19 protein-coding genes and 1 tRNA gene are annotated in these 18,518 nt (G+C 69.7%); 4 read left to right on the top strand and 16 right to left on the bottom strand.

What is annotated here, in order from left to right:
* Positions 1-137: 137 nt before the first annotated feature.
* The 5 genes from ACN26Z_RS05665 to ACN26Z_RS05645 form a co-directional block, all read right to left on the bottom strand.
* A complete protein-coding gene (locus tag ACN26Z_RS05665) occupies positions 138-575 on the bottom strand; it encodes a hypothetical protein (protein WP_093408568.1) in 438 nt (145 codons plus the stop codon).
* A gap of 74 nt (positions 576-649) precedes the next feature.
* Positions 650-1,573 (bottom strand): YihY/virulence factor BrkB family protein, encoded by a 924-nt coding sequence (locus ACN26Z_RS05660; RefSeq protein ID WP_093408187.1) that lies wholly within the window; start codon positions 1,571-1,573, stop codon positions 650-652.
* Positions 1,574-1,636: 63 nt separating this feature from the next.
* A complete protein-coding gene (locus ACN26Z_RS05655; protein WP_093408189.1) occupies positions 1,637-2,206 on the bottom strand; it encodes a 2'-5' RNA ligase family protein in 570 nt (189 codons plus the stop codon).
* Positions 2,207-2,242: 36 nt separating this feature from the next.
* On the bottom strand, positions 2,243-3,268 hold the full coding sequence (trpS, locus tag ACN26Z_RS05650; protein ID WP_093408192.1) for a tryptophan--tRNA ligase: 1,026 nt from the start codon (positions 3,266-3,268) through the stop codon (positions 2,243-2,245).
* 32 nt (positions 3,269-3,300) lie between these two features.
* Positions 3,301-4,299, bottom strand: coding sequence for a hemolysin family protein (locus ACN26Z_RS05645; RefSeq protein WP_093408194.1), 999 nt, complete (start codon positions 4,297-4,299; stop codon positions 3,301-3,303).
* Positions 4,300-4,377: 78 nt separating this feature from the next.
* Between ACN26Z_RS05645 and galE the strand changes: the two genes are divergently transcribed.
* Complete coding sequence (gene galE / locus ACN26Z_RS05640) at positions 4,378-5,361, top strand: UDP-glucose 4-epimerase GalE (RefSeq protein ID WP_093408197.1); 984 nt, start codon at positions 4,378-4,380, stop codon at positions 5,359-5,361.
* A complete protein-coding gene (gene galK / locus ACN26Z_RS05635; protein WP_093408199.1) occupies positions 5,358-6,527 on the top strand; it encodes a galactokinase in 1,170 nt (389 codons plus the stop codon). The genes galE and galK overlap by 4 nt, the downstream gene beginning before the upstream one ends.
* Positions 6,528-6,636: 109 nt before the next feature.
* On the opposite strand, the gene cysN is transcribed toward galK, so the two are convergent.
* From cysN to ACN26Z_RS05590, 9 genes are all read right to left on the bottom strand, one after another.
* Positions 6,637-7,938 carry a sulfate adenylyltransferase subunit CysN gene (gene cysN, locus ACN26Z_RS05630; RefSeq protein ID WP_282240083.1) on the bottom strand — a complete coding sequence of 434 codons (1,302 nt, stop codon included), beginning with the start codon at positions 7,936-7,938 and terminating at the stop codon, positions 6,637-6,639.
* A complete protein-coding gene (gene cysD / locus ACN26Z_RS05625) occupies positions 7,938-8,846 on the bottom strand; it encodes a sulfate adenylyltransferase subunit CysD (RefSeq protein ID WP_093408204.1) in 909 nt (302 codons plus the stop codon). Before cysD ends, cysN begins: the two co-directional genes overlap by 1 nt.
* A 74-nt stretch (positions 8,847-8,920) precedes the next feature.
* Entirely contained in the window at positions 8,921-9,754 is an 834-nt protein-coding gene (locus ACN26Z_RS05620) for an inositol monophosphatase family protein (RefSeq protein ID WP_093408207.1), read from the bottom strand.
* A gap of 178 nt (positions 9,755-9,932) precedes the next feature.
* Positions 9,933-10,523 (bottom strand): aminoacyl-tRNA hydrolase, encoded by a 591-nt coding sequence (pth, locus tag ACN26Z_RS05615; protein WP_421460136.1) that lies wholly within the window; start codon positions 10,521-10,523, stop codon positions 9,933-9,935.
* A 117-nt stretch (positions 10,524-10,640) separates the two neighbouring features.
* Positions 10,641-11,330 (bottom strand): 50S ribosomal protein L25/general stress protein Ctc, encoded by a 690-nt coding sequence (locus ACN26Z_RS05610; RefSeq protein ID WP_421460134.1) that lies wholly within the window; start codon positions 11,328-11,330, stop codon positions 10,641-10,643.
* A gap of 258 nt (positions 11,331-11,588) precedes the next feature.
* Entirely contained in the window at positions 11,589-12,569 is a 981-nt protein-coding gene (locus ACN26Z_RS05605) for a ribose-phosphate diphosphokinase (RefSeq protein WP_093408215.1), read from the bottom strand.
* Positions 12,570-12,631: 62 nt separating this feature from the next.
* Positions 12,632-14,167 (bottom strand): bifunctional UDP-N-acetylglucosamine diphosphorylase/glucosamine-1-phosphate N-acetyltransferase GlmU, encoded by a 1,536-nt coding sequence (glmU, locus tag ACN26Z_RS05600; RefSeq protein ID WP_421460131.1) that lies wholly within the window; start codon positions 14,165-14,167, stop codon positions 12,632-12,634.
* Between the two features lie 101 nt (positions 14,168-14,268).
* Positions 14,269-14,340: transfer RNA gene (locus ACN26Z_RS05595), tRNA-Gln, on the bottom strand.
* A gap of 26 nt (positions 14,341-14,366) precedes the next feature.
* Positions 14,367-15,221 carry a helix-turn-helix domain-containing protein gene (locus ACN26Z_RS05590; protein ID WP_421460130.1) on the bottom strand — a complete coding sequence of 285 codons (855 nt, stop codon included), beginning with the start codon at positions 15,219-15,221 and terminating at the stop codon, positions 14,367-14,369.
* 132 nt (positions 15,222-15,353) lie between these two features.
* Between ACN26Z_RS05590 and ACN26Z_RS05585 the strand changes: the two genes are divergently transcribed.
* Together ACN26Z_RS05585 and ACN26Z_RS05580 are read left to right on the top strand one after the other, a co-directional pair.
* Complete coding sequence (locus ACN26Z_RS05585; RefSeq protein WP_396886322.1) at positions 15,354-16,307, top strand: acyl-CoA desaturase; 954 nt, start codon at positions 15,354-15,356, stop codon at positions 16,305-16,307.
* Between the two features lie 169 nt (positions 16,308-16,476).
* Positions 16,477-17,163, top strand: a complete 687-nt coding sequence (locus tag ACN26Z_RS05580; RefSeq protein ID WP_093408225.1) for a TetR/AcrR family transcriptional regulator — start codon at positions 16,477-16,479, stop codon at positions 17,161-17,163.
* Positions 17,164-17,178: 15 nt separating this feature from the next.
* Here the strand turns inward: ACN26Z_RS05580 and ACN26Z_RS05575 are convergent, their stop codons facing one another.
* Together ACN26Z_RS05575 and ACN26Z_RS05570 are read right to left on the bottom strand one after the other, a co-directional pair.
* Positions 17,179-17,655 (bottom strand): DUF4383 domain-containing protein, encoded by a 477-nt coding sequence (locus ACN26Z_RS05575; protein ID WP_093408571.1) that lies wholly within the window; start codon positions 17,653-17,655, stop codon positions 17,179-17,181.
* A gap of 299 nt (positions 17,656-17,954) precedes the next feature.
* Entirely contained in the window at positions 17,955-18,410 is a 456-nt protein-coding gene (locus ACN26Z_RS05570) for a DUF4383 domain-containing protein (protein WP_093408227.1), read from the bottom strand.
* Positions 18,411-18,518 lie beyond the last annotated feature (108 nt).

Below are 18,518 nucleotides of genomic sequence, written 5' to 3'. Positions count from 1 at the left end.
ACTCGGCCGTCCGGCGTGCTCCGCGCCGCCGGGCGGCTGGGCACGACCCCTTGTGGTGGGGGGTGCGACGGTGCCGGTGTCCTCGGGGCGATCCCCCGGGGCACCGGCACCTGTGTTTCGGCCACCTATCGACCGGTTCAGCCGCTGGTGAGCTGGGCCGCGATCCGGGCGAGCCCGGCACGCAGTTCGGCCGCGTCCGGCACCGCCAGCGGGCCGGCGGCCCGGTCGTGCTCGGCCGCCTCCAACTCCTCCTCGTCGATGGTGTCCTCGTAGTCGCCGTAGAGGTCGGCCTGGTCCACCCGCGCCACCTCGTCCTGCGCGGCGAGTTGCGCGGCGGCGATCTCGCCCCGGATCTGCTCCAGCGACACCGCCGGCACCAGCGGTTCCACCACCGCCATCAGCTGTTCGTCGGCGACCACCGCCTCGGCCAACGCCAACGCGTGCGGTCGCTCGTACGGGCCGCACACCACCGGCTCCCACTCGTCGGCGTCACTGAGCGGACCGAACGTGATGATCCACGGCAGCTCCAGCATCGGCGAGTCGGCCGGCAGGTCCAACGTCACGAGTGCCCCCACGATCCCCATCATCGTCGGTGTCCGGGCAGGTGGGGGTGGGTTCGGCGGAACGTTCAGCCGGCCGGATCAGCGGCTCAGCCCGCCCCGCCGGGTGTGCCGGGATCGGTGTCCACGTCAAGGTCGACCGGCGGACGTCGACCGGCCAGGTCCACCGTCCGCCCGCGCCGGCTCGTCGCCGCCAGCGCGGCGCCGAAGAGCACCAGCTGGTTGAGCAGGTAGAGATAGACCAGCAGCCCGACGGCGGTGGCCACCACCGTGTACGCGGGGTTGTGTTCTACCCGGCCCACCCAGAACCGGCCGACGGTGTTGAGCAGGGTGATGCCGACCGCGACGATCAGCACCACCGGCCGCAGCCGGGACCGACTCATCCGCACCCGAGGGACCGCAACCAGCAGCAGCGTGGCCAGTACCGCGTTGACCAGCACGCTGAGCAGCGCACTGACCGTGGTGAGCGCAAACGAGCCGGTGCTGCGCAACAGGAACCGCAGCAGCGTCTCCAACGCGTCCACGGCCGCCACCGAGAGGCCGAGCAGCACGAAGACGACCAACAGCACACCCAGGTCGACCAGGCGGCGCACGACCAGGTTGCCCGGGTGCTGGTTGAGCCCGTGGATCAGCCGCTGCGAGGAACGGATCGCCTCCACCCAGCCGATCCCGGTCAACACCAGGATCAACAGACCGACCACCCCGGCGGTGCCGCTGCTGTCGGCCACCTGGGCCGGATCGAGGAACGGCAGGTTCTCGCCGAGGAACTCCTCCGCCGCCGCGCTCACCTCGTAGTTGTCCTCCAGTATCGCGCCGAAGATCGCGTACGCGACCAGGGCCAGCGCGAAGACCGCGAAGAAGCCGTAGTAGGCGATCGCGGCGGCCAGCCGGCCGCCCTGGAGATCGGTGTAGAGCACCCCGGCACGCCACAGGTGACCGAAGGCAGGGGAGCGGCGGCGCGCGGCGGTCAGCCGACTGTCGACGGCCGCCTCGACCCGCCCCAGAACGTTCACGTCGTCATCCTCACCGATCCGTCGTCGCCGTGTCAGAGGTACCCGACGTGCCGGCCGGGGCGGTCAGCCGCCCAGTCGGAAGTCCCGGCGTGGCTGCCAGCGCGCCTGCCCGCTGTGCGAGAAGAGGGTGAAGTGGTCCACCTCGAACATCGCGGAGAAGTCCGCCAGGTCCTCGTACGCCTTGTCCAGGGCCTCCGGCGCGACGTCCTGAGCGACCGTCACATGCGGATGGTAGGGAAACCGAAGCTCCCGGCGTAGCTGCGGGGCGGCGTTGATCGCGGCGGCGAGCAGTTCGCATTCGCTGATGCCGGCGGCGACCGCGACGAACACCACCTGGGTCACCGGCCGGAAGGTACCGGTGCCGCGCAGATGCAGGCTGAACGGTAGATGAGCGGCGGCAACCCGGGCGAGGTGCCGCTCCACGGCCGGCAACCCGCTCACCGGGATCTCGGTCGGCCCGAGCAGGGTGACGTGGGCCGGCACCGCGTTCGGGTCACCGGCCTCCAGCCGACGCCGGGTCAGCAGACTGCCCCACGGCTCCGGAATGTCGACCGCGATGCCGATCTGGACGCTGTCACCGACCGCTGGCGCTTCGGTCCCCTGCTCCACGCTGCACGCCACCCCTCCGGCCATCGGCCCCTGCCCGCACCGCCGCCCCCGCTCGGACGCTCACTCGCCGCGTACGGGTGGAAAGAAACCGACCCGCTCGTACGCGGTCCGCAATGTCGGCGCCGCCACCGCGCGGGCCTTCTCCGCGCCGGCGGCGAGGAGCTTGTCCAACTGGGCGGGGTCGTCGAGATACGAACGGGTGCGCTGCTGGATCGGGCTGACGAATTCCCGGACCACCTCGGCGAGGTCCTTCTTCAGGTCGCCGTAGCCCTTACCGTCGTACGCCGCGACCAGGTCGTCGATGCCCCGACCGCTCAACGCCGAGAAGATGGTGAGCAGGTTTGAGATACCCGGCTTGGTGGCCTCGTCGAAGACGATCTCCCGGCCGGTGTCGGTGACCGCCGACCGGATCTTCTTCGCCGAACGCGCCGGGTCCTCAAGCAGGTCGACGATGCCGCCCGGCGAGGAGGAGGACTTCGACATCTTGGCGGTCGGGTCCTGCAAGTCGGTGATCTTCGCCGTGGCCTTGACGATGTGCGGTGCCGGGACCGTGAAAGTCCGGCCGAACAGCGAGTTGAACCGCTGCGCCAGATCCCGGGAAAGCTCCAGGTGCTGGCGCTGGTCCTCGCCGACCGGTACGGCGTTGGCCTGGTAGAGCAGGATGTCGGCGGCCTGCAGGATCGGGTAGGTGAACAGGCCGACGCTGGCCCGCTCGTTGCCCTGCTTCTGCGACTTGTCCTTGAACTGGGTCATCCGGCTGGCCTCGCCGAACCCGGTGATGCAGCCCAGCACCCATGCCAGCTGGGCGTGCTCGGGCACCTGGGACTGCACGAACAGGGTGCAGCGTTCCGGATCCAGGCCGACCGCGAGCAGCTGCGCGGCGGCCACCCGGGAACGCTGGTGCAGCACCTTCGGATCGTGCCCGGCGGTGATGGCGTGCAGGTCGACCACGCAGTAGAAAGCGTCGTGCGACTCCTGCAACGCCACCCAGTGCCGCACCGCGCCGAGGTAGTTGCCGAGATGGAACGAATCGGCCGTCGGCTGGATGCCGGAAAAGACGCGGGGGCGGACGGGAACGTCGGACATGCCGGCAATTCTGTCAGCTGGCCCGGCGTACGTCATGACGGGCCGGCGGGTCGGGCCCGGTCGGCCGCCGGGACCACCTCGCGCCGCTGCTCGGGCAGGCGCGCGACGGTGACCGCCAGCCGGGCCACCCGTCGACCCTCCAGGGTCAACACCCGGAGCAGCCAGCCGCCGGCCGACGTCTGCGCCGACTCGGCGGGGACCGGTATCTCGTCACCCGGCGCCGGCAGCCGTCCCAGCGCGGCCATCACGAACCCGCCCACCGTCTCGTACGGACCCGTCGGCAGGGCAACGCCCGTGCGTTCGGCGAAGTCGGCGAGATTGAGCCGACCGTCCACCACCGCCGGCAGCCCGGTGTACGCGGGCTCGGGGACGTCCGCGTACTCGTCATGGATCTCACCGACGAGTTCCTCGATCAGGTCCTCGCAGGTGACGATGCCGGCGGTGCCGCCATACTCGTCGACCACCACCGCCAGGTGATGCCCCTCCCGTCGCATCTCGGTCAACGCGGCGAGCACCCGTTTACTGGCCGGCAGCCGCTTGACCTCGCGAGCCAGTTGACCGACCGTGGTGCCCGGCGCCCGGTCCGGGCCGAGCAGCAGGTCTCGCAGATGCACCACACCGACCACGTCATCGTGGGTGCCGTCGACCACCGGGTAGCGGGTGTGCGGACCGGCCCGCACCAGCGGCTCCGCCTCGGCGATCGTCAGCGCCGCGGAGAGGAACACCACCTCGGTGCGGGGCATCATCACCTCGCGTACCAGGCTCGCACCGGCCACCAGCACGTCGTCGATGATGCGCTGCTCCACCGGATCCAGGACCGTGTTGGCGGCGACCAGGTCCCGCAGTTCCGCCATACTGATCCGTTCCCGGCCGGCGGTCGGGCCGGCACCGAGCAGGTCGGTGACGAGCCGCAGGGCACCGTCGGCGGCCCGGACCACGACCCGGGCGACCGCTCTGGCCACAGGTCCCGGCTGACGGCGGTGCGGGTCGTGGCCACGCCGTCGGGGTATGCGCCGACGCGAGGCCCGCATGGGAGTGATGGTAGCCAGCCCCGGGCCGTAGGGTGACCACCAAGGCCGCGACCGTGTTGGCCAGGCGGGAGGAACGACGTGAAACTGCTCGTCACCGGCGGGGCCGGTTTCATCGGCAGCGTGGTGACCCGGATGCTGCTCGACGCCGGGCACGAGGTGGTCGTGCTGGACGACCTGCGCACCGGTCACCGGGCCGCGCTCGCCCCCGACGCCACCCACGTCGAGGCCGGCATCCACGACGCGGCCAGGGTGCTCACCCCGCAGGCCGGCTTCGACGGGGTACTGCACTTCGCCGCGCTGATCGCCGCCGGCGAGTCGATGGTCGCCCCCGAGCGGTACTGGCACAACAACACCGTCGGCACCCTGGCGCTTATCGACGCGGTGCGGGCCGCCGGCGTGCCGCGGCTGGTGTTCTCGTCCACCGCCGCCGTCTACGGCAATCCCACCGAACTGCCCATCACGGAGACCGCCGTCAAGGCCCCCACCAACACGTACGGGGCGACGAAGCTCGCCGCCGACATGATGCTCACCGCCGAGGCGATCGGACACGGCCTGGCCGCCGTCTCGCTGCGCTACTTCAACGTCGCCGGTGCTCACCTCGACGGTGACGTGGTACTGGGCGAACGACACGACCCCGAGACCCACCTCATCCCGATCGCGCTGGAGGTGGCCGCCGACCGGCGGGACAAGCTGCAACTCTTCGGCGACGACTACCCCACCGTCGACGGCACCTGCGTCCGCGACTACATCCACGTCTCCGACCTGGCCCGGGCCCACCTGCTCGCCCTGGACGCGGCGACCGGCGGACAACACCGCATCTACAACCTCGGCAACGGCAACGGTTTCACCAACCGGCAGGTGGTCGAGGTCGTCCGCGAGGTCACCGGGCACCCGGTGCCGGTCGAGGTGGCGCCCCGCCGCGAGGGCGACCCGGCCGAACTGGTCGCCTCCTCCGCCCTGGCCCGCGCCGAACTGGGCTGGGAACCCCGCAAACCCACCCTGCACGACATGGTCACCGACGCCTGGGCCTTCTACCGCGCGCAGGTTCTGGACCGCCCGTGACCATCCACCCCGACGAGGTGGCCGACCGCGCCACCACCTGCTTCCAGCACGCGTACGGTCGGGCACCCGCCGGCCGCTGGGCGGCTCCCGGCCGGGTCAACCTGATCGGCGAGCACACCGACTACAACGACGGGTTCGTGCTGCCGTTCGCGCTCCCGATGCGTACCGTCGTCGCGGCTTCGCCGCAGCCGACCGGCAGCTGGACGGTCTGCTCCGAGCTGACCGGCGAGACGGTCAGCTTCGGCACCGACGAGGTGACCCGCCCCGGCGGAGTGACCGGCTGGGCGGCGTACGTGGCCGGCGTGGTGTGGGCGCTGCGGGAGGCGGGACACCCCGTGCCCGGCGCCCGGCTGGCCATCGCCTCCGACGTGCCGCTCGGCGCCGGGCTCTCCTCCTCGGCCGCACTTGAGGCTGCTGTGCTCGCGGCGCTTGTCGACCTGGGCGGGTTGGCGCTGCCGGCCGAACAGCAGCCCCGGCTGGCCCAGCGCGCCGAGAACCAGTACGTCGGCGCGCCCACCGGCATCATGGACCAGTCGGCGGTGATCCGCTGCCGGACCGGACACGCCCTCTTCCTCGACTGCCGCACCGAGCAGGTCGAACACATCCCGTTCGACCTCGACGGTGCCGGCCTCGCGATCCTGGTGATCGACAGTCGAGCCCCGCACCGGCACGCCGACGGCGAGTACGCGGCCCGCCGCGCCAGCTGTGAGAAGGCAGCCGCGCTGCTCGACGTACCCGCCCTGCGTGACGTGCCGCCCGCCAACCTCGACGACGCGCTCGCCCGGCTCCCCGACGACGAGACCCGCCGCCGGGTTCGTCACGTGGTCACCGAAAACCAGCGGGTACTCGACACCGTGGCGCTGCTGCGCGACGGGCAGGTCCGGCAGATCGGGCCGCTGCTCACCGCCTCGCACGCCTCCATGCGGGACGACTTCGCCATCACCGTCCCCGAGGTGGACGTCGCGGTCGAGGCCGCGCTGGCCGCCGGGGCGCTCGGCGCGCGGATGACCGGTGGTGGCTTCGGCGGCTGCGTGCTGGCCCTGGTCGAGGCCGACCAGTCCGACCGGGTCGCCGCCGCCATCACCGCCGCCTACGCCAACCGCGCCTTCACCACCCCCACCGTCACCCCCGCCACCCCCGCCTCCGGCGCCACCCGCCTGCACTGACCCCACTACGCGTTGATCAAGAAGTTTTGGTCGGGATCGCGCGCGATCCCGACCAAAACTTCTTGATCAACCAGGGTTCCCGGGGGCTCCGGGTAAGTGGGTCAGGGGGTCAGGGGGTTTCGACGATCATGCCGGCGCCGACGGTGCGGTTGGTGGCCTCGTCGATGATGATGAACCCGCCGGTGGTGCGGTTACGGCGGTACTCGTCGGCCAACAGCGGGATGGTGGTCCGCAGGCGGACCCGACCGATCTCGTTGAGCCGCAACTCGTTGGCCGACTCGTCGCGGTGCAGCGAGTTGATGTCGAGACGGTAGTGCAGGCCCCGCACGATGGCCCGCGCCGCACGGGTCGTGTGCTTGATCGAGTACTTGCCGCCGACCTGCAACGGACGCGTCTCGTCCATCCAGCAGACCATCGCCTCGATGTCCTGCGCCACCGCCGGCGCGTTGTTCGGCCGGCAGATCATGTCACCACGCGAGATGTCGATCTCGTTCTCCAGGCGTACCGTCACCGACATCGGCGGGAACGCCTCCGCGACCGGCCCGTCGGCGGTCTCCACCGCGGCGATCCGGCTGGTGAAGCCCGAGGGCAGCACCATCACCTCGTCACCCGGCTTCAGCACCCCGGAGGCCACCTGACCGGCGTAACCCCGGTAATCGGTGACCGTGGTCGACTGCGGGCGGATGACGTACTGCACCGGAAAGCGGACGTCGACCAGGTTACGGTCGCTGGCGATGTGCACCCGCTCCAGGTGATGCAGCAATGCCGGGCCTTCGTACCAGGGCATGTTCTCCGAGCGGCTGACGATGTTGTCGCCCCGCAACGCGGAGATCGGCACCACCGTCAGATCCGGCACGTCCAGCTTCGCGGCGAACGCGGTGAACTCGTCGGCGATCCGCTCGAAGACCTCCTGCGAGTAGTCGACCAGATCCATCTTGTTGACGCAGAGCACCAGGTGCGGCACCCGCAACAGCGAGCAGAGGAAGGCATGCCGGCGGGACTGCTCGACCAGTCCCTTGCGGGCATCCACCAGGATCAGCGCCAGGTCGGCGGTGGAGGCCCCGGTGACCATGTTCCGGGTGTACTGGATGTGCCCGGGGGTGTCGGCGATGATGAACTTGCGCCGAGGCGTGGCGAAGTAGCGGTACGCCACATCGATGGTGATGCCCTGCTCCCGCTCGGCCCGCAGGCCGTCGGTTAGCAACGCCAGGTTGGTGTACTCGTCACCGCGGGCCGCGCTGACCGCCTCGACCGCCGCCAACTGGTCGGTGAACAGCGACTTCGTGTCGTAGAGCAGCCGACCGATCAGGGTCGACTTGCCGTCGTCCACACTCCCGGCCGTGGCGAAACGCAACAGATCCATCGGCCGGCCCTCGGCCACGGGAGCGGCGTCCAGAGTCTCGGTGCTCATCAGAAGTAGCCCTCCCGCTTGCGGTCCTCCATCGCGGCCTCGCTGACCCGGTCGTCACCCCGGGTCGCGCCACGCTCGGTGATCCGGGTCGCTGCGACCTCCTCGATGACCTTCTCGACCGTGTCCGCGTCCGAGCGCACCGCCGCCGTGCAGGAGGCGTCGCCCACCGTGCGGTACCGCACCCGGGCCTTGAACCGCTCCTCACCGGCCCGCGCCGGCAGGAACTCGTTCACCGCGTAGAGCATCCCGTCACGCTCGACCACCTCACGCTCGTGCGCGTAGTAGATCGACGGCAACTCGATCCGCTCGCGGGCGATGTAGTGCCACACGTCCAACTCCGTCCAGTTGGACAGCGGGAACACCCGGATCGACTCGCCCGGATGATGCCGGCCGTTGTAGAGCGCCCACAGCTCCGGCCGCTGGTTCTTCGGATCCCACTGGCCGAACTCGTCCCGGAAGCTGAACATCCGCTCCTTCGCCCGGGCCTTCTCCTCATCCCGCCGAGCCCCGCCGAAGAGGGCGTTGAACCGGTGCTTCTCCACCGCCTCCAGCAATACCGGCGTCTGGATCCGGTTACGGGTCCCGTCCGCGGACTCCCGGACCAGACCACTGGCCAGAGCCTCCGGCACGCTGGCCACCACCAGTTGCAGGCCCAGCTCGGCCACCCGCCGATCGCGGTAGTCGAGCACCTCCGGGAAGTTGTGACCCGTGTCGACGTGCATCACCGGGAACGGAATGTGACCCGGCGCGAACGCCTTCTGCGCCAGCCGGAGCATGACGATCGAGTCCTTGCCACCGGAGAAGAGCAGCACCGGCCGCTCCAACTCGGCGACCACCTCGCGCATCACGAAGATGCTCTCCGCCTCCAGCGCGTCGAGATGGGTGACCTGGTACGCAGCGCTGGTCATGACACCGGCTCGATTCGCTCGGTCATCCGCTTTCCAGACCTTTCCGGTCGGGGATGTCAGGAAGTAGCGACAGGCTACCCGCAATGCCGATGCAACGCCGCAAGTAACCGGCTGGCGAGATCCTTACGGCACACCAACAGGTCCGGCAGGCGCGGATCCGCCTCGTTGTATTTCAGCGCAGAACCATCGATCCGGGAAGCGTGCAGTCCGGTGGCCGTCGCCACAGCGACCGGCGCCGCCGAATCCCACTCGTACTGCCCGCCGGCATGGATGTACGCATCCACCTCACCTGTCACAACCGCCGCGATCTTCGCCCCGGCCGAGCCCATCGGCACCAACTGCGCCCCGACCTCCTCCGCGAGATCGGTCAGGAACACCGGCGGCCGACTGCGGCTGGCCGCCAACCGCAACCGCCCCGCACCGCCCGCCGTCGCCGCCTCCGGCGTCATCGGTGGATAGGCCGGGGGCAGATCCGTACCCAGCACCCGATGCTGCGCCGGCAGCCCGACCGCACCGGCGACCAGACCATGCGAGGTGGTGGCGTTACGCGCCCAGAGCGCCACGTGCACCGCCCAGTCCGCGCGCCCCTCCTCGCTGAACTCCCGCGTACCGTCCAACGGGTCGATGATCCAGACCCGGTCGGCGGTCAGCCGCGAAACCGCGCCGGTGTTCACCTCGGCCGCCCACGCCAGCCGGGAACCCTCGTCCTCCTCGGAGAGCACCGCGTCACCCGGGCGCCACTTCGCCAATTCGGTACGGATCAGGTCATGCGAGACCTTGTCTCCCGCCGACTTCAACGCACCGGCATCGGCGAACCCCATCTCCGCCCGCAGGCCCAGCAGCGCCTGCCCGGCACGATCCGCCAGCCACCGCGCGAACGCCCCGTCGATCATTGGTGGACCGCTCATGCTTCCGCTCCCGTCGCCACGATCCGCGTACGCCGAGCGGCCGGCCCCCGCCCCGACCGCCGAACCCGCAGACTACCGGGCCACCGGCAGACCCGACCGCCGCAGTTCGCCCCCGAAACGTGTGTCGGAACCTCCGTGACGCCGAGGCCGACGTCGAGCGGGCGCCCCGGCACCTGCGCTAGACCCCGTGATAGAGGTTCTGAGTCGGCTCCACACCCCGGCTGACCACGGATTCCACCACGTCCGCGGCGCGGTCCACCAGAAAGTCCAACTCCTTGCGTTCCGCCGTGCCGAAATCCGACAGCACATAGTCCGCCGGATCCTGCCGCGCCGGCGGTCGACCGATCCCGAACCGCACCCGCACGTAATCCTTCGTGCCCAACGACTTCGACATCGACCGCAGGCCGTTGTGCCCGCCCTCACCACCGCCGCACTTGACCCGCACCTGGCCGTAGCCGATGTCCAGCTCGTCGTGCACCGCGATCACCCGACCCGGCGGCACCTTGTAGAACTGCGCCAGGCTGGCCACCGGCCCGCCGGACAGATTCATGTAGGTCAGCGGCTTGGCCAGCACCAGCTTCGGCCCGCCCAACCCCAGCCGCCCCTCCGCGACCTCCGCCACCGCCCGCCGATGCCGGCCGAACTTCCCAGCCAGCCGACCAGCCAGCAGGTCGGCGACCATGAACCCGACGTTGTGCCGGTTGCCCGCGTACTCCCGACCCGGGTTACCCAGGCCGACCACCAGCCACGGCCCGGTCTCGTCCGTCACCGCCCGCCCCTCCCGCTCGCACCGACGGCCAACCACCGCCCACGCCGCCGATCATCCGATACGCCGACAGGCGCCCCCGAAGAACCTGGGGACGCCTGCCGCAGAACTGAGAGGCTGTCAGGCCTCGGTACGAGCCTCGGAGCCCGCCTCGCCCTCGGCGGACGGCGCCTCGGCAGCGCCCTCGGTGACCTCGCCGACCTCGGCCTCGGCCTCCTCGGTGGCCTCCTCGACCTCGGGCAGCGTCGACTCCAGCTGCTCGGCGGTCGGCGCGGCGGTGATCGAAGCGATCAACATCTGCGGGTCACCGGCCAGCTCCACACCCGCCGGCAGCGTCACGTCAGCGGCGGTGACCTGGGAACCCGGCTCGGCGCCCTCGATCGAAGCCTCCAGGTGATCCGGCACCTTGGTCGCGTCGGCGCTCACCGAGAGGGTGTCGTGGTCGTGCACGATCAGCGTGTCGCGCGCGGCCTCACCCGTGAGCTGGACCGGGACATCCACGGTGACCTTCTCGCCGCGACGCACCAGCAGCAGGTCGACGTGCTCGAAGGTGTCCTTGATCGGGTCCCGCTGGATCGCCTTCGGCAGCGCCAGCGCCTGCGTGCCGTCGCTGATGTCCAGCGCGAGGAGCTGGTTGGCACCACCGTTACGAATGGCCGCCGCGAACTCGCGGGCCGGCAACGCGATGTGCTTGGGCTTCTCGCCATGGCCGTACAGCACGGCGGGCACCATGCCGGCCCGGCGGGTACGGCGGGCACCACCCTTGCCGAACTCGGTGCGGGGCTCGGCGCTGATCTTTACCTCGGACACGGGGAAACTCCTGATGCTTCGCTGCGGCAGCTTTGTCGTCTGGCGGTGCTGGGCGGGGGGCTCGCAGGGGCTCATGCGTCAGCAGACTGCCCGGAGCACCGCGTCGATCACGGTGCCTCCGTGCGGCGCTTCTCAGCAGCCCGCAGGGCACCCTCGCCGTGGCAACCGCACCAGTCTACCCGAGCGGTTTCCCAGGTTTCCGGCAGTCCCCGTACCCGCCGGGACACCCCGCCCAGCCGACTCAGTCGTGAATCGCGCTCAGCTCAGCCCACCGAAAAGCGTGGTCACCGAGCCGTCGTCGAAGACCTCGCGGATCGCCCGGGCCAGCAGCGGCGCGATCGACAGCACGGTGAGCTTGTCGAGCTGCTTCTCCGGCGGCAGCGGGAGCGTGTTGGTCACCACGACCTCGCTGATCGGGCTGTTCTTCAACCGCTCCGTCGCCGGGTCGGACAGCAACGCGTGGGTGGACGCCACGATCACGTCCGCCGCCCCCGACTCCTTCAGGATGTCCGCCGCCCGGCAGATCGTGCCGCCCGTGTCGATCATGTCGTCGACGATCAGGCAGACCCGATCCTCGACCTCACCGACCACCCGGTTCGCCACCACCTGGTTCGGCTTCATCGGGTCCCGGGTCTTGTGGATGAACGCCAGCGGGCAACCACCCAACCGGTCCGTCCACCGCTCGGCCACCCGTACCCGGCCAGAGTCCGGCGCGACCACCGTCATCGGCCGGCCCGCGTACTTGCGCTCCACGTACTCGGCCAGGATGTCCATCGCGAAGAGGTGGTCCACCGGGCCGTCGAAGAAACCCTGGATCTGCGCGGTGTGCAGGTCAACGGTGAGGATGCGGTTCGCCCCGGCCGTCTTCAACAGGTCGGCGACCAGCCGCGCCGAGATCGGCTCCCGGCCGCGGTGCTTCTTGTCCTGGCGGGAGTACGGATAGAACGGCAGGACGACCGTGATCCGCTTGGCCGAACCACGCTTCAGCGCGTCCACCATGATCAAGGTCTCCATGACCCACGTGTTCACCCCGTGCGTGACCGACTGCACCACGAAGGCGTCCGAACCACGTACCGAGTCCTTGAACCGTACGAAGATCTCGCCGTTGGCGAACTCGTACGCGTCGGCCGGCGTCGGCGCGACGCCGAGCACCTCACCGATCTCCTTGGCCAACTCCGGAAAACCACGTCCGGAGAAGAGCATCAGGCTTTTGCGGTTTTCGGCGACGATGCTGCCCATGGGCCCGTCTGCTCCCGTATTCGGTCGGCGGTACCCGGCCTGCGGTGGTGGTCGGCCGGGGACTATTCGGTTGCAGTATCTCCCGGCCCGGGCGTACCGCCCACCGACTCGGCGGTGCCGTGGATTGCCTCACCTTCGCTTGCGGAGGGCGTCGCGGCCGGAGCACCCTGCCCACCCCGAAGGGCACGCTCGGCCGCCTCGGCGGAAGCAGTGCCCGCGCGCTTGCGCGCCACCCAACCCTCGACGCTGCGCTGCGGCGCCCGGGTCAGCCCCAGCGCCCCCGGCGGCACGTCCTTGCTGATCGCGCTACCCGCCGCCACGTACGCCCCGGCACCCACCTCGACCGGTGCGATCAGGCTCGTGTCGCAGCCCACGAACGCCGCCTCGCCGACCACGGTGCGGTGCTTGCTCACCCCGTCGTAGTTCACGAAGATCGTCGCCGCGCCGATGTTCGCCCGCGCTCCGATCGTGGCGTCACCCACGTACGACAGGTGCGGCACCTTTGCGCCGGCACCCAGCTCGGAGTTCTTCACCTCGACGAAGGTGCCGACCTTCGACCGCTCCGCCAGCCGTGCGTCCGGCCGCAGGTACGCGTACGGCCCGACGCTGGCGCCCGGTCCCACCTCGGCACCGACCGCGTGGCTGCGCAGCACCGTCGCGCCGGGCCCGACCACCGTGTCGATCAACGTCACGTCCGGCCCGACCACCGCGCCGCTACCGACCACCGAACCGCCACGTAGCTGGGTGTTCTGATCCACCACCGCGTCGCGGTCCAGGGCCACCGTCACGTCGATCCAGGTGGTGTCGGGGTCGAGCAGACTGACGCCGGCCCGCATCCACCGCTCGTTGACCCGGTCACGCAGCAGCCGGCGCAGCGCCGCCAGCTCCACCCGGTCGTTGCAGCCGAGCGTCTCGGTGTGGTCGACCGCCAGGTGCACCCCCACGGGCTCGCCGGCGGAGACCAGCATCTTGAAGACGTCGGTGAGGTACTCCTCGCCCTGGTCGTTGTCGGTCGACAGCTTGCCGAGCACGTCCCGCAGCCGGGTTGCGTCGAACGCGTAGATCCCGGCGTTGATCTCCCGGACAGCCAGCTGCGCGGGAGTGGCGTCACGCTGCTCGACGATCTGCTCCAACCGGCCCGCCGCGTCCCGCACGATGCGTCCGAGCCCGGTCGGGTCGGGCACCTCCGCCGCGAGCACGGTCGCCGCTGCGCCCTCGCTCTCGTGGGCTGCCACTAACGCACCTACCGTCTCGGGTCGCAGCAACGGCACATCGCCGTTGAGCACCACCACCGTGCCGGTGACCTCCGGGGCGGCCTCCAGCGCGATCCGCACCGCGTGCCCGGTGCCGAGCTGTTCCGCCTGGTGCACCGCGGTGGCCTCGGGGGCGATCCCGGCGAGGTGGGCGCGGACCTGGTCGGCGCCATGCCCGACCACCACCAGGGTGCGCGCCGCAGCCAGCGGATCGGCGGCGTTGAGCACGTGGCCCACCAGCGTCCGACCGAGCAGCGGATGCAGGACCTTGGGCAACGAGGACTTCATCCGCTTGCCCTCACCGGCGGCGAGTACGACGACGGTACGGGTGTGGGGCTCGGGCACGACGTGGCTCCCGTCGGAACGCGGACAGTCTCGCGGCCATGCTAACCAGACAATCCGGCCTGTTCGGCGGGGGCACGAGGATCGGCAGTTGAGGGTGCTTGCTGGGGTGCCTGGATTCGAACCAGGAGCTCAAGGCTCCAAAGGCCTGCGGGTTGCCGTTACCCCACACCCCATAGAAATGTCAAGCCGACAGGCCGCATCAAACCGCCGAAGTGTGCTCAGCCGCGGACCGGAACAGCTCGGCGATCATACCCTCTATTCGCCAGTAGAGCTCGCGGCTACGCGGCACATTGATCACCAGACAGCCCTTGTACTCGTCACCGGCGTTTCGCCGGACGGTGGAGGACCTGTGCTTCTTCAGGGTCGCCCGGCGAAAGCGCTCGCGTGGCACTCCGAGCTCGGCGGCCCACCACTCGGCCGCCACCTCCGGATCGGCAGTCTCGTGGATGCTCACCCGGTAGGTCGGCACGGTGCGGTCAACTCCGCAGACTTCAAGAAAACGCAGGAAGAGAGCGTGCAGGCCCGGATCGCTGTTGACGAACTGAAGATGGTCATCGCGACGCCACGGCTTCGACTTGGTGCCCTCGCACCAGTAGATCGCCGCACCGAGGATGAGCAGATCACGCTCGTCGAGTTGACCAACCAGCCGCCCGGCCACCGCACGCGCCTGCCGCTGGGCTTCGTCCCGCGCCCGACGGTGATCCGCCCACCGCGCCTCGGCCATCAACTTCGAGTGGGCACGCCGGCGCTGGCGCTCCTCCTCGGGATCGCGTTCGAGCGGGAGGTGCCGGACCCAGAGGTAAGCCGTCGACCGGCTCACCCCGAGCTGCCGCGCGATCTCCGGCACCGGACGGCCCGACGAGCGCAGCGCCACCGCCTCCGCGCGCAGGTCGTCCTTTGCCCTGGGGCGTCGGACCCGGTCCGGCGCGGGGATGCCCCGCAGCATCTCGTAGATCCGGTTACGGCCGAGGCCGGTGCGAGCCCGGATCTCCCGGACCGACAGCTGCTCCTCGGTGCGCAGTCGGCGCACTTCGGTGGCGTCGAAACCAGTCATGGGGTGCAGGTTAGGACGAACGTACGACACATCAGGCATCCATTCGTGTCCCTGTCTGATGTGATCTACCGGGCCCTTAAGTTACGGTGACGTAGGCGTAGATTGCGAACCGATCGTCCCCTGCGAGGTGCCATGTCCGCCGCCGTTCTCGGCCCGCAGCCGACCAGTCCGAAGCCCCTCACCCAGGGCACCCAGTCACGCGGCATTCTGATCGCGCTGTGGTCCTTCGTGGTTATCCCGTTCGCGGCGCTGATCGCCGCCGTGCCGGTGGCCTGGGGTGGCTGGCTCAGCTGGGTCGACGTGGGCATCGCAGCCTTCTGGTACGTGCTGTCCGGCCTGGGCATCACGGTCGGCTACCACCGCTACTTCACCCATGGCTCGTTCAAGGCGAAGCGGTGGCTGCGCATCGCGATGGCCGCCTCGGGCTCACTCGCCGTGCAGGGCGAGATCATTCAGTGGGTGGCCGACCACCGGCGGCACCACGCCTTCTCCGACCTGGAGGGGGATCCGCACTCGCCGTGGCGGTTCGGCACCACCGTACGGGGTCTGATCAAGGGGTTGTTCCACGCGCACATGGGCTGGCTGTTCGGCCGGGAACTGTCCAACCGGGAGCGTTTCGCCCCGGACCTGCTGGCCGACCGGGACATCCGGCGGATGGACCGGTTCTTCCCGGTGCTGGTGATCGTGTCGGTGCTCGGGCCGGCGTTGATGGGCGGGTTGCTGACGTGGTCCTGGCAGGGCGCGTTGAGTGCGCTGTTCTGGGCCGGTCTGGTCCGCATCTCGTTGCTGCACCACGTCACCTGGTCGATCAACTCGGTGTGTCACGTGTACGGGGAGCGGCCGTTCATGATGCGCCACGGCGACCGGGCGGCGAACTTCTGGCCCCTCGCGCTGCTCTCCTTCGGGGAGAGCTGGCACAACCTGCACCATGCCGATCCGACGAGTGCCCGGCACGGTGTCCTGCGGGGGCAGATCGACATCTCGGCCCGGGTGATCTGGCTGTTCGAGAAGGTCGGGGCGGCGTGGGACGTGCGCTGGCCGAAGCCGGAACGGATCGCGGCGAAGCTGGCCAAGCCGGCGGCCTGAGACGCTCGCTTGGCGTTTGTGGTGGGCAGCGATCGTGACTTCCCACCACCACCCGGACGGTAACCGGGCGGCCAACCCGCAAGTTACCTGGCAGTATGTTCGGGTGACCGGGCGGAAAACAGGCAGCATCCCACGACAGGGCGTCACTGAGCGCCAGCGAGGTGACGAGATGGCCGAGACTTCCCACGTGGAGGGCGGCAAACGACGGCGGCCGGTGCCCGCCGCAGCGGCCAAGCCGACGTCCCGGGTACGCATGTCCGCCGCTCAGCGTCGCGAGCAGTTGATCTCGATTGGTCGGCAGATCTTCGCCGAGCGTGGCTTCGACGCCACCTCCATCGAGGAGGTGGCGTCGCGTGCGAAGGTTTCCAAGCCGGTGGTCTACGAGCACTTCGGCGGCAAGGAGGGGCTCTACGCGGTGGTGGTGGACCGGGAGGTCCGATCCCTGCTGGACCGGATCACCACGGCACTTACCGCAGGTCATCCGCGGGAGTTGCTGGAGCAGGCCGCGCTGGCCCTGCTCGGCTACATCGAGGAGGAGACCAGCGGGTTCCGGGTGCTGGTACGGGAGTCGCCGGTGCTCTCGGCGACCGGAAACTTCAGCAGCGTGATGAACGACGTGGCGCACCAGGTGGAGCACATTCTCGGCGCGGAGTTCTCCAGCCGCGGTTACGACCCGAAGCTGGCCGAGTTGTACGCGCAGGCGTTGGTGGGGATGGTCGCGTTGACCGGCCGATGGTGGCTGGAGGTGCGTAAGCCGCGCAAGGAGACGGTCGCCGCGCACCTGGTGAATCTTTCCTGGAACGGGTTGTCGCATCTGGAGGCCAAGCCGGGCCTGATCACCGCGTCCGGACGCTGACCGCCGGCGCACCCGTCAGCGGCGGTGGATCTCCGCGACGGGGTGGTTCCGGCGGTTCCGCTCGGCCTCGGCGTCCTCGTGCGGGCCGATCTTGTCGTAGAGGCCGGTGCCGAGCAGGATCAGCCCGAAGAGCATCGAGACGATCACCGTCGACATGGAGAAGTTCAGGAAGTTGGCGTCGGTCTGGAGCACCGACATCATCAGGATGCTGGTGACCAGGAAGACGGCTCCGGCGGTGAGATTCATGTAGTGACCGAGGTTGGTTCGCCGGGACGCGCCGATGATGAGCACGATCCCGAAGGCGATGGAGGCCAGTGAGAAGGCCAGGTTGGTGCGCAGGCCCAGAGCCCAGTTGCCGTTCCGACCGAACAGCGGGTCGCCCCAGGTGAGCGCGGTCCCCCAGACACCGAAGATCAGGATGTAGAGCCCGACCAGACCGGACAGCGCCCGGTAGAACGGCCGCGCCGGATGGTTGACCGGAAAGTGCGGCATCGGTTCCTCCACGCAAAGCGGAACAATAACGACATTGTCCCGCAACCACGCGGTTCGCGTCCCTCAAACGCCAACTCCGGCCGCGAGGCTGGCTGAGGCGCAACCAGCCTCAAGATCCCCCGCCCCGGCCGGGCGCTCCGTACGGATGCCCAACCCCACAGGTTTTCGCCGGAGCCCGACCCGCGCAGGGATCAAGCCTGACCGCCCGGAGCGGGTCGGGCTCCGGCGAAAACCCACAGCCAAAACCGGGACAGGTCGGGCTCCGGCGAAGACCCCAACCGGAACCAAAAAGCGATACCTCAGAGCACGAGCCGAGCCTTCTGCCACGCCTCGTGCTCCTCGTCGCTACCGACCTTGCCGTACATGCCGGCCATCAGCAGCACCAGGCTGAGCACCATCTGGACGATCACCGTGGCGACGCTGAGGTTGAAGATGTTGGCCTCGGTCCGGATGAAGGCGAGGCCCGCCAGGCTCACCACCATGATCAGGTACGCCGACCACTGGTTGACCAGCACGTCGAGGTTGCGCCCGATCGCGGTGCCGGCCAGCACGATCGCGCCGACCACGATGTTGAACAGGGAGAAGCCGAGGTTCGTGCCCTGCCCCAGGATCTGGGTGTCGCCCTGGCTGAAGAAGGGCTCGCCGGTGCTGGTCAGGAGCCCGATCACACCGAAGGCCACCAGGTACAGACCGATCAGCCCGCCGATCGCCCGGTAGATCGGCCGCGCGGGGTGGTTGACGGGGGTGTGGGCCATGTCTGTGTCTCCAACGCCGTTGGGTGAGGGTCGACGGCGATTCTCCCGCATCCGACCCTGTGACGCCGCACACGGGGTACCACGAACGCCACGTCGAAGCAGCGTCGG

The organism is Verrucosispora sp. WMMD703 (assembly GCF_049178935.1).
GTDB lineage: Bacteria > Actinomycetota > Actinomycetes > Mycobacteriales > Micromonosporaceae > Micromonospora > Micromonospora sediminimaris.
This window is presented reverse-complemented; position numbering and strand designations above follow the sequence as displayed.

What these genes read in the sequence shown, in the direction of transcription:
- ACN26Z_RS05655 (WP_093408189.1), bottom strand. Translation starts at nt 2,206, where the DNA reads ATGGCCGGAGGGGTGGCGTGCAGCGTGGAGCAGGGGACCGAAGCGCCA.
- trpS (WP_093408192.1), bottom strand. Translation starts at nt 3,268, where the DNA reads ATGTCCGACGTTCCCGTCCGCCCCCGCGTCTTTTCCGGCATCCAGCCG.
- ACN26Z_RS05645 (WP_093408194.1), bottom strand. Translation starts at nt 4,299, where the DNA reads ATGCGGGCCTCGCGTCGGCGCATACCCCGACGGCGTGGCCACGACCCG.
- cysN (WP_282240083.1), bottom strand. Translation starts at nt 7,938, where the DNA reads ATGAGCACCGAGACTCTGGACGCCGCTCCCGTGGCCGAGGGCCGGCCG.
- cysD (WP_093408204.1), bottom strand. Translation starts at nt 8,846, where the DNA reads ATGACCAGCGCTGCGTACCAGGTCACCCATCTCGACGCGCTGGAGGCG.
- ACN26Z_RS05620 (WP_093408207.1), bottom strand. Translation starts at nt 9,754, where the DNA reads ATGAGCGGTCCACCAATGATCGACGGGGCGTTCGCGCGGTGGCTGGCG.
- ACN26Z_RS05605 (WP_093408215.1), bottom strand. Translation starts at nt 12,569, where the DNA reads ATGGGCAGCATCGTCGCCGAAAACCGCAAAAGCCTGATGCTCTTCTCC.
- ACN26Z_RS05590 (WP_421460130.1), bottom strand. Translation starts at nt 15,221, where the DNA reads ATGACTGGTTTCGACGCCACCGAAGTGCGCCGACTGCGCACCGAGGAG.
- ACN26Z_RS05585 (WP_396886322.1), top strand. Translation starts at nt 15,354, where the DNA reads ATGTCCGCCGCCGTTCTCGGCCCGCAGCCGACCAGTCCGAAGCCCCTC.
- ACN26Z_RS05580 (WP_093408225.1), top strand. Translation starts at nt 16,477, where the DNA reads ATGGCCGAGACTTCCCACGTGGAGGGCGGCAAACGACGGCGGCCGGTG.
- ACN26Z_RS05575 (WP_093408571.1), bottom strand. Translation starts at nt 17,655, where the DNA reads ATGCCGCACTTTCCGGTCAACCATCCGGCGCGGCCGTTCTACCGGGCG.
- ACN26Z_RS05570 (WP_093408227.1), bottom strand. Translation starts at nt 18,410, where the DNA reads ATGGCCCACACCCCCGTCAACCACCCCGCGCGGCCGATCTACCGGGCG.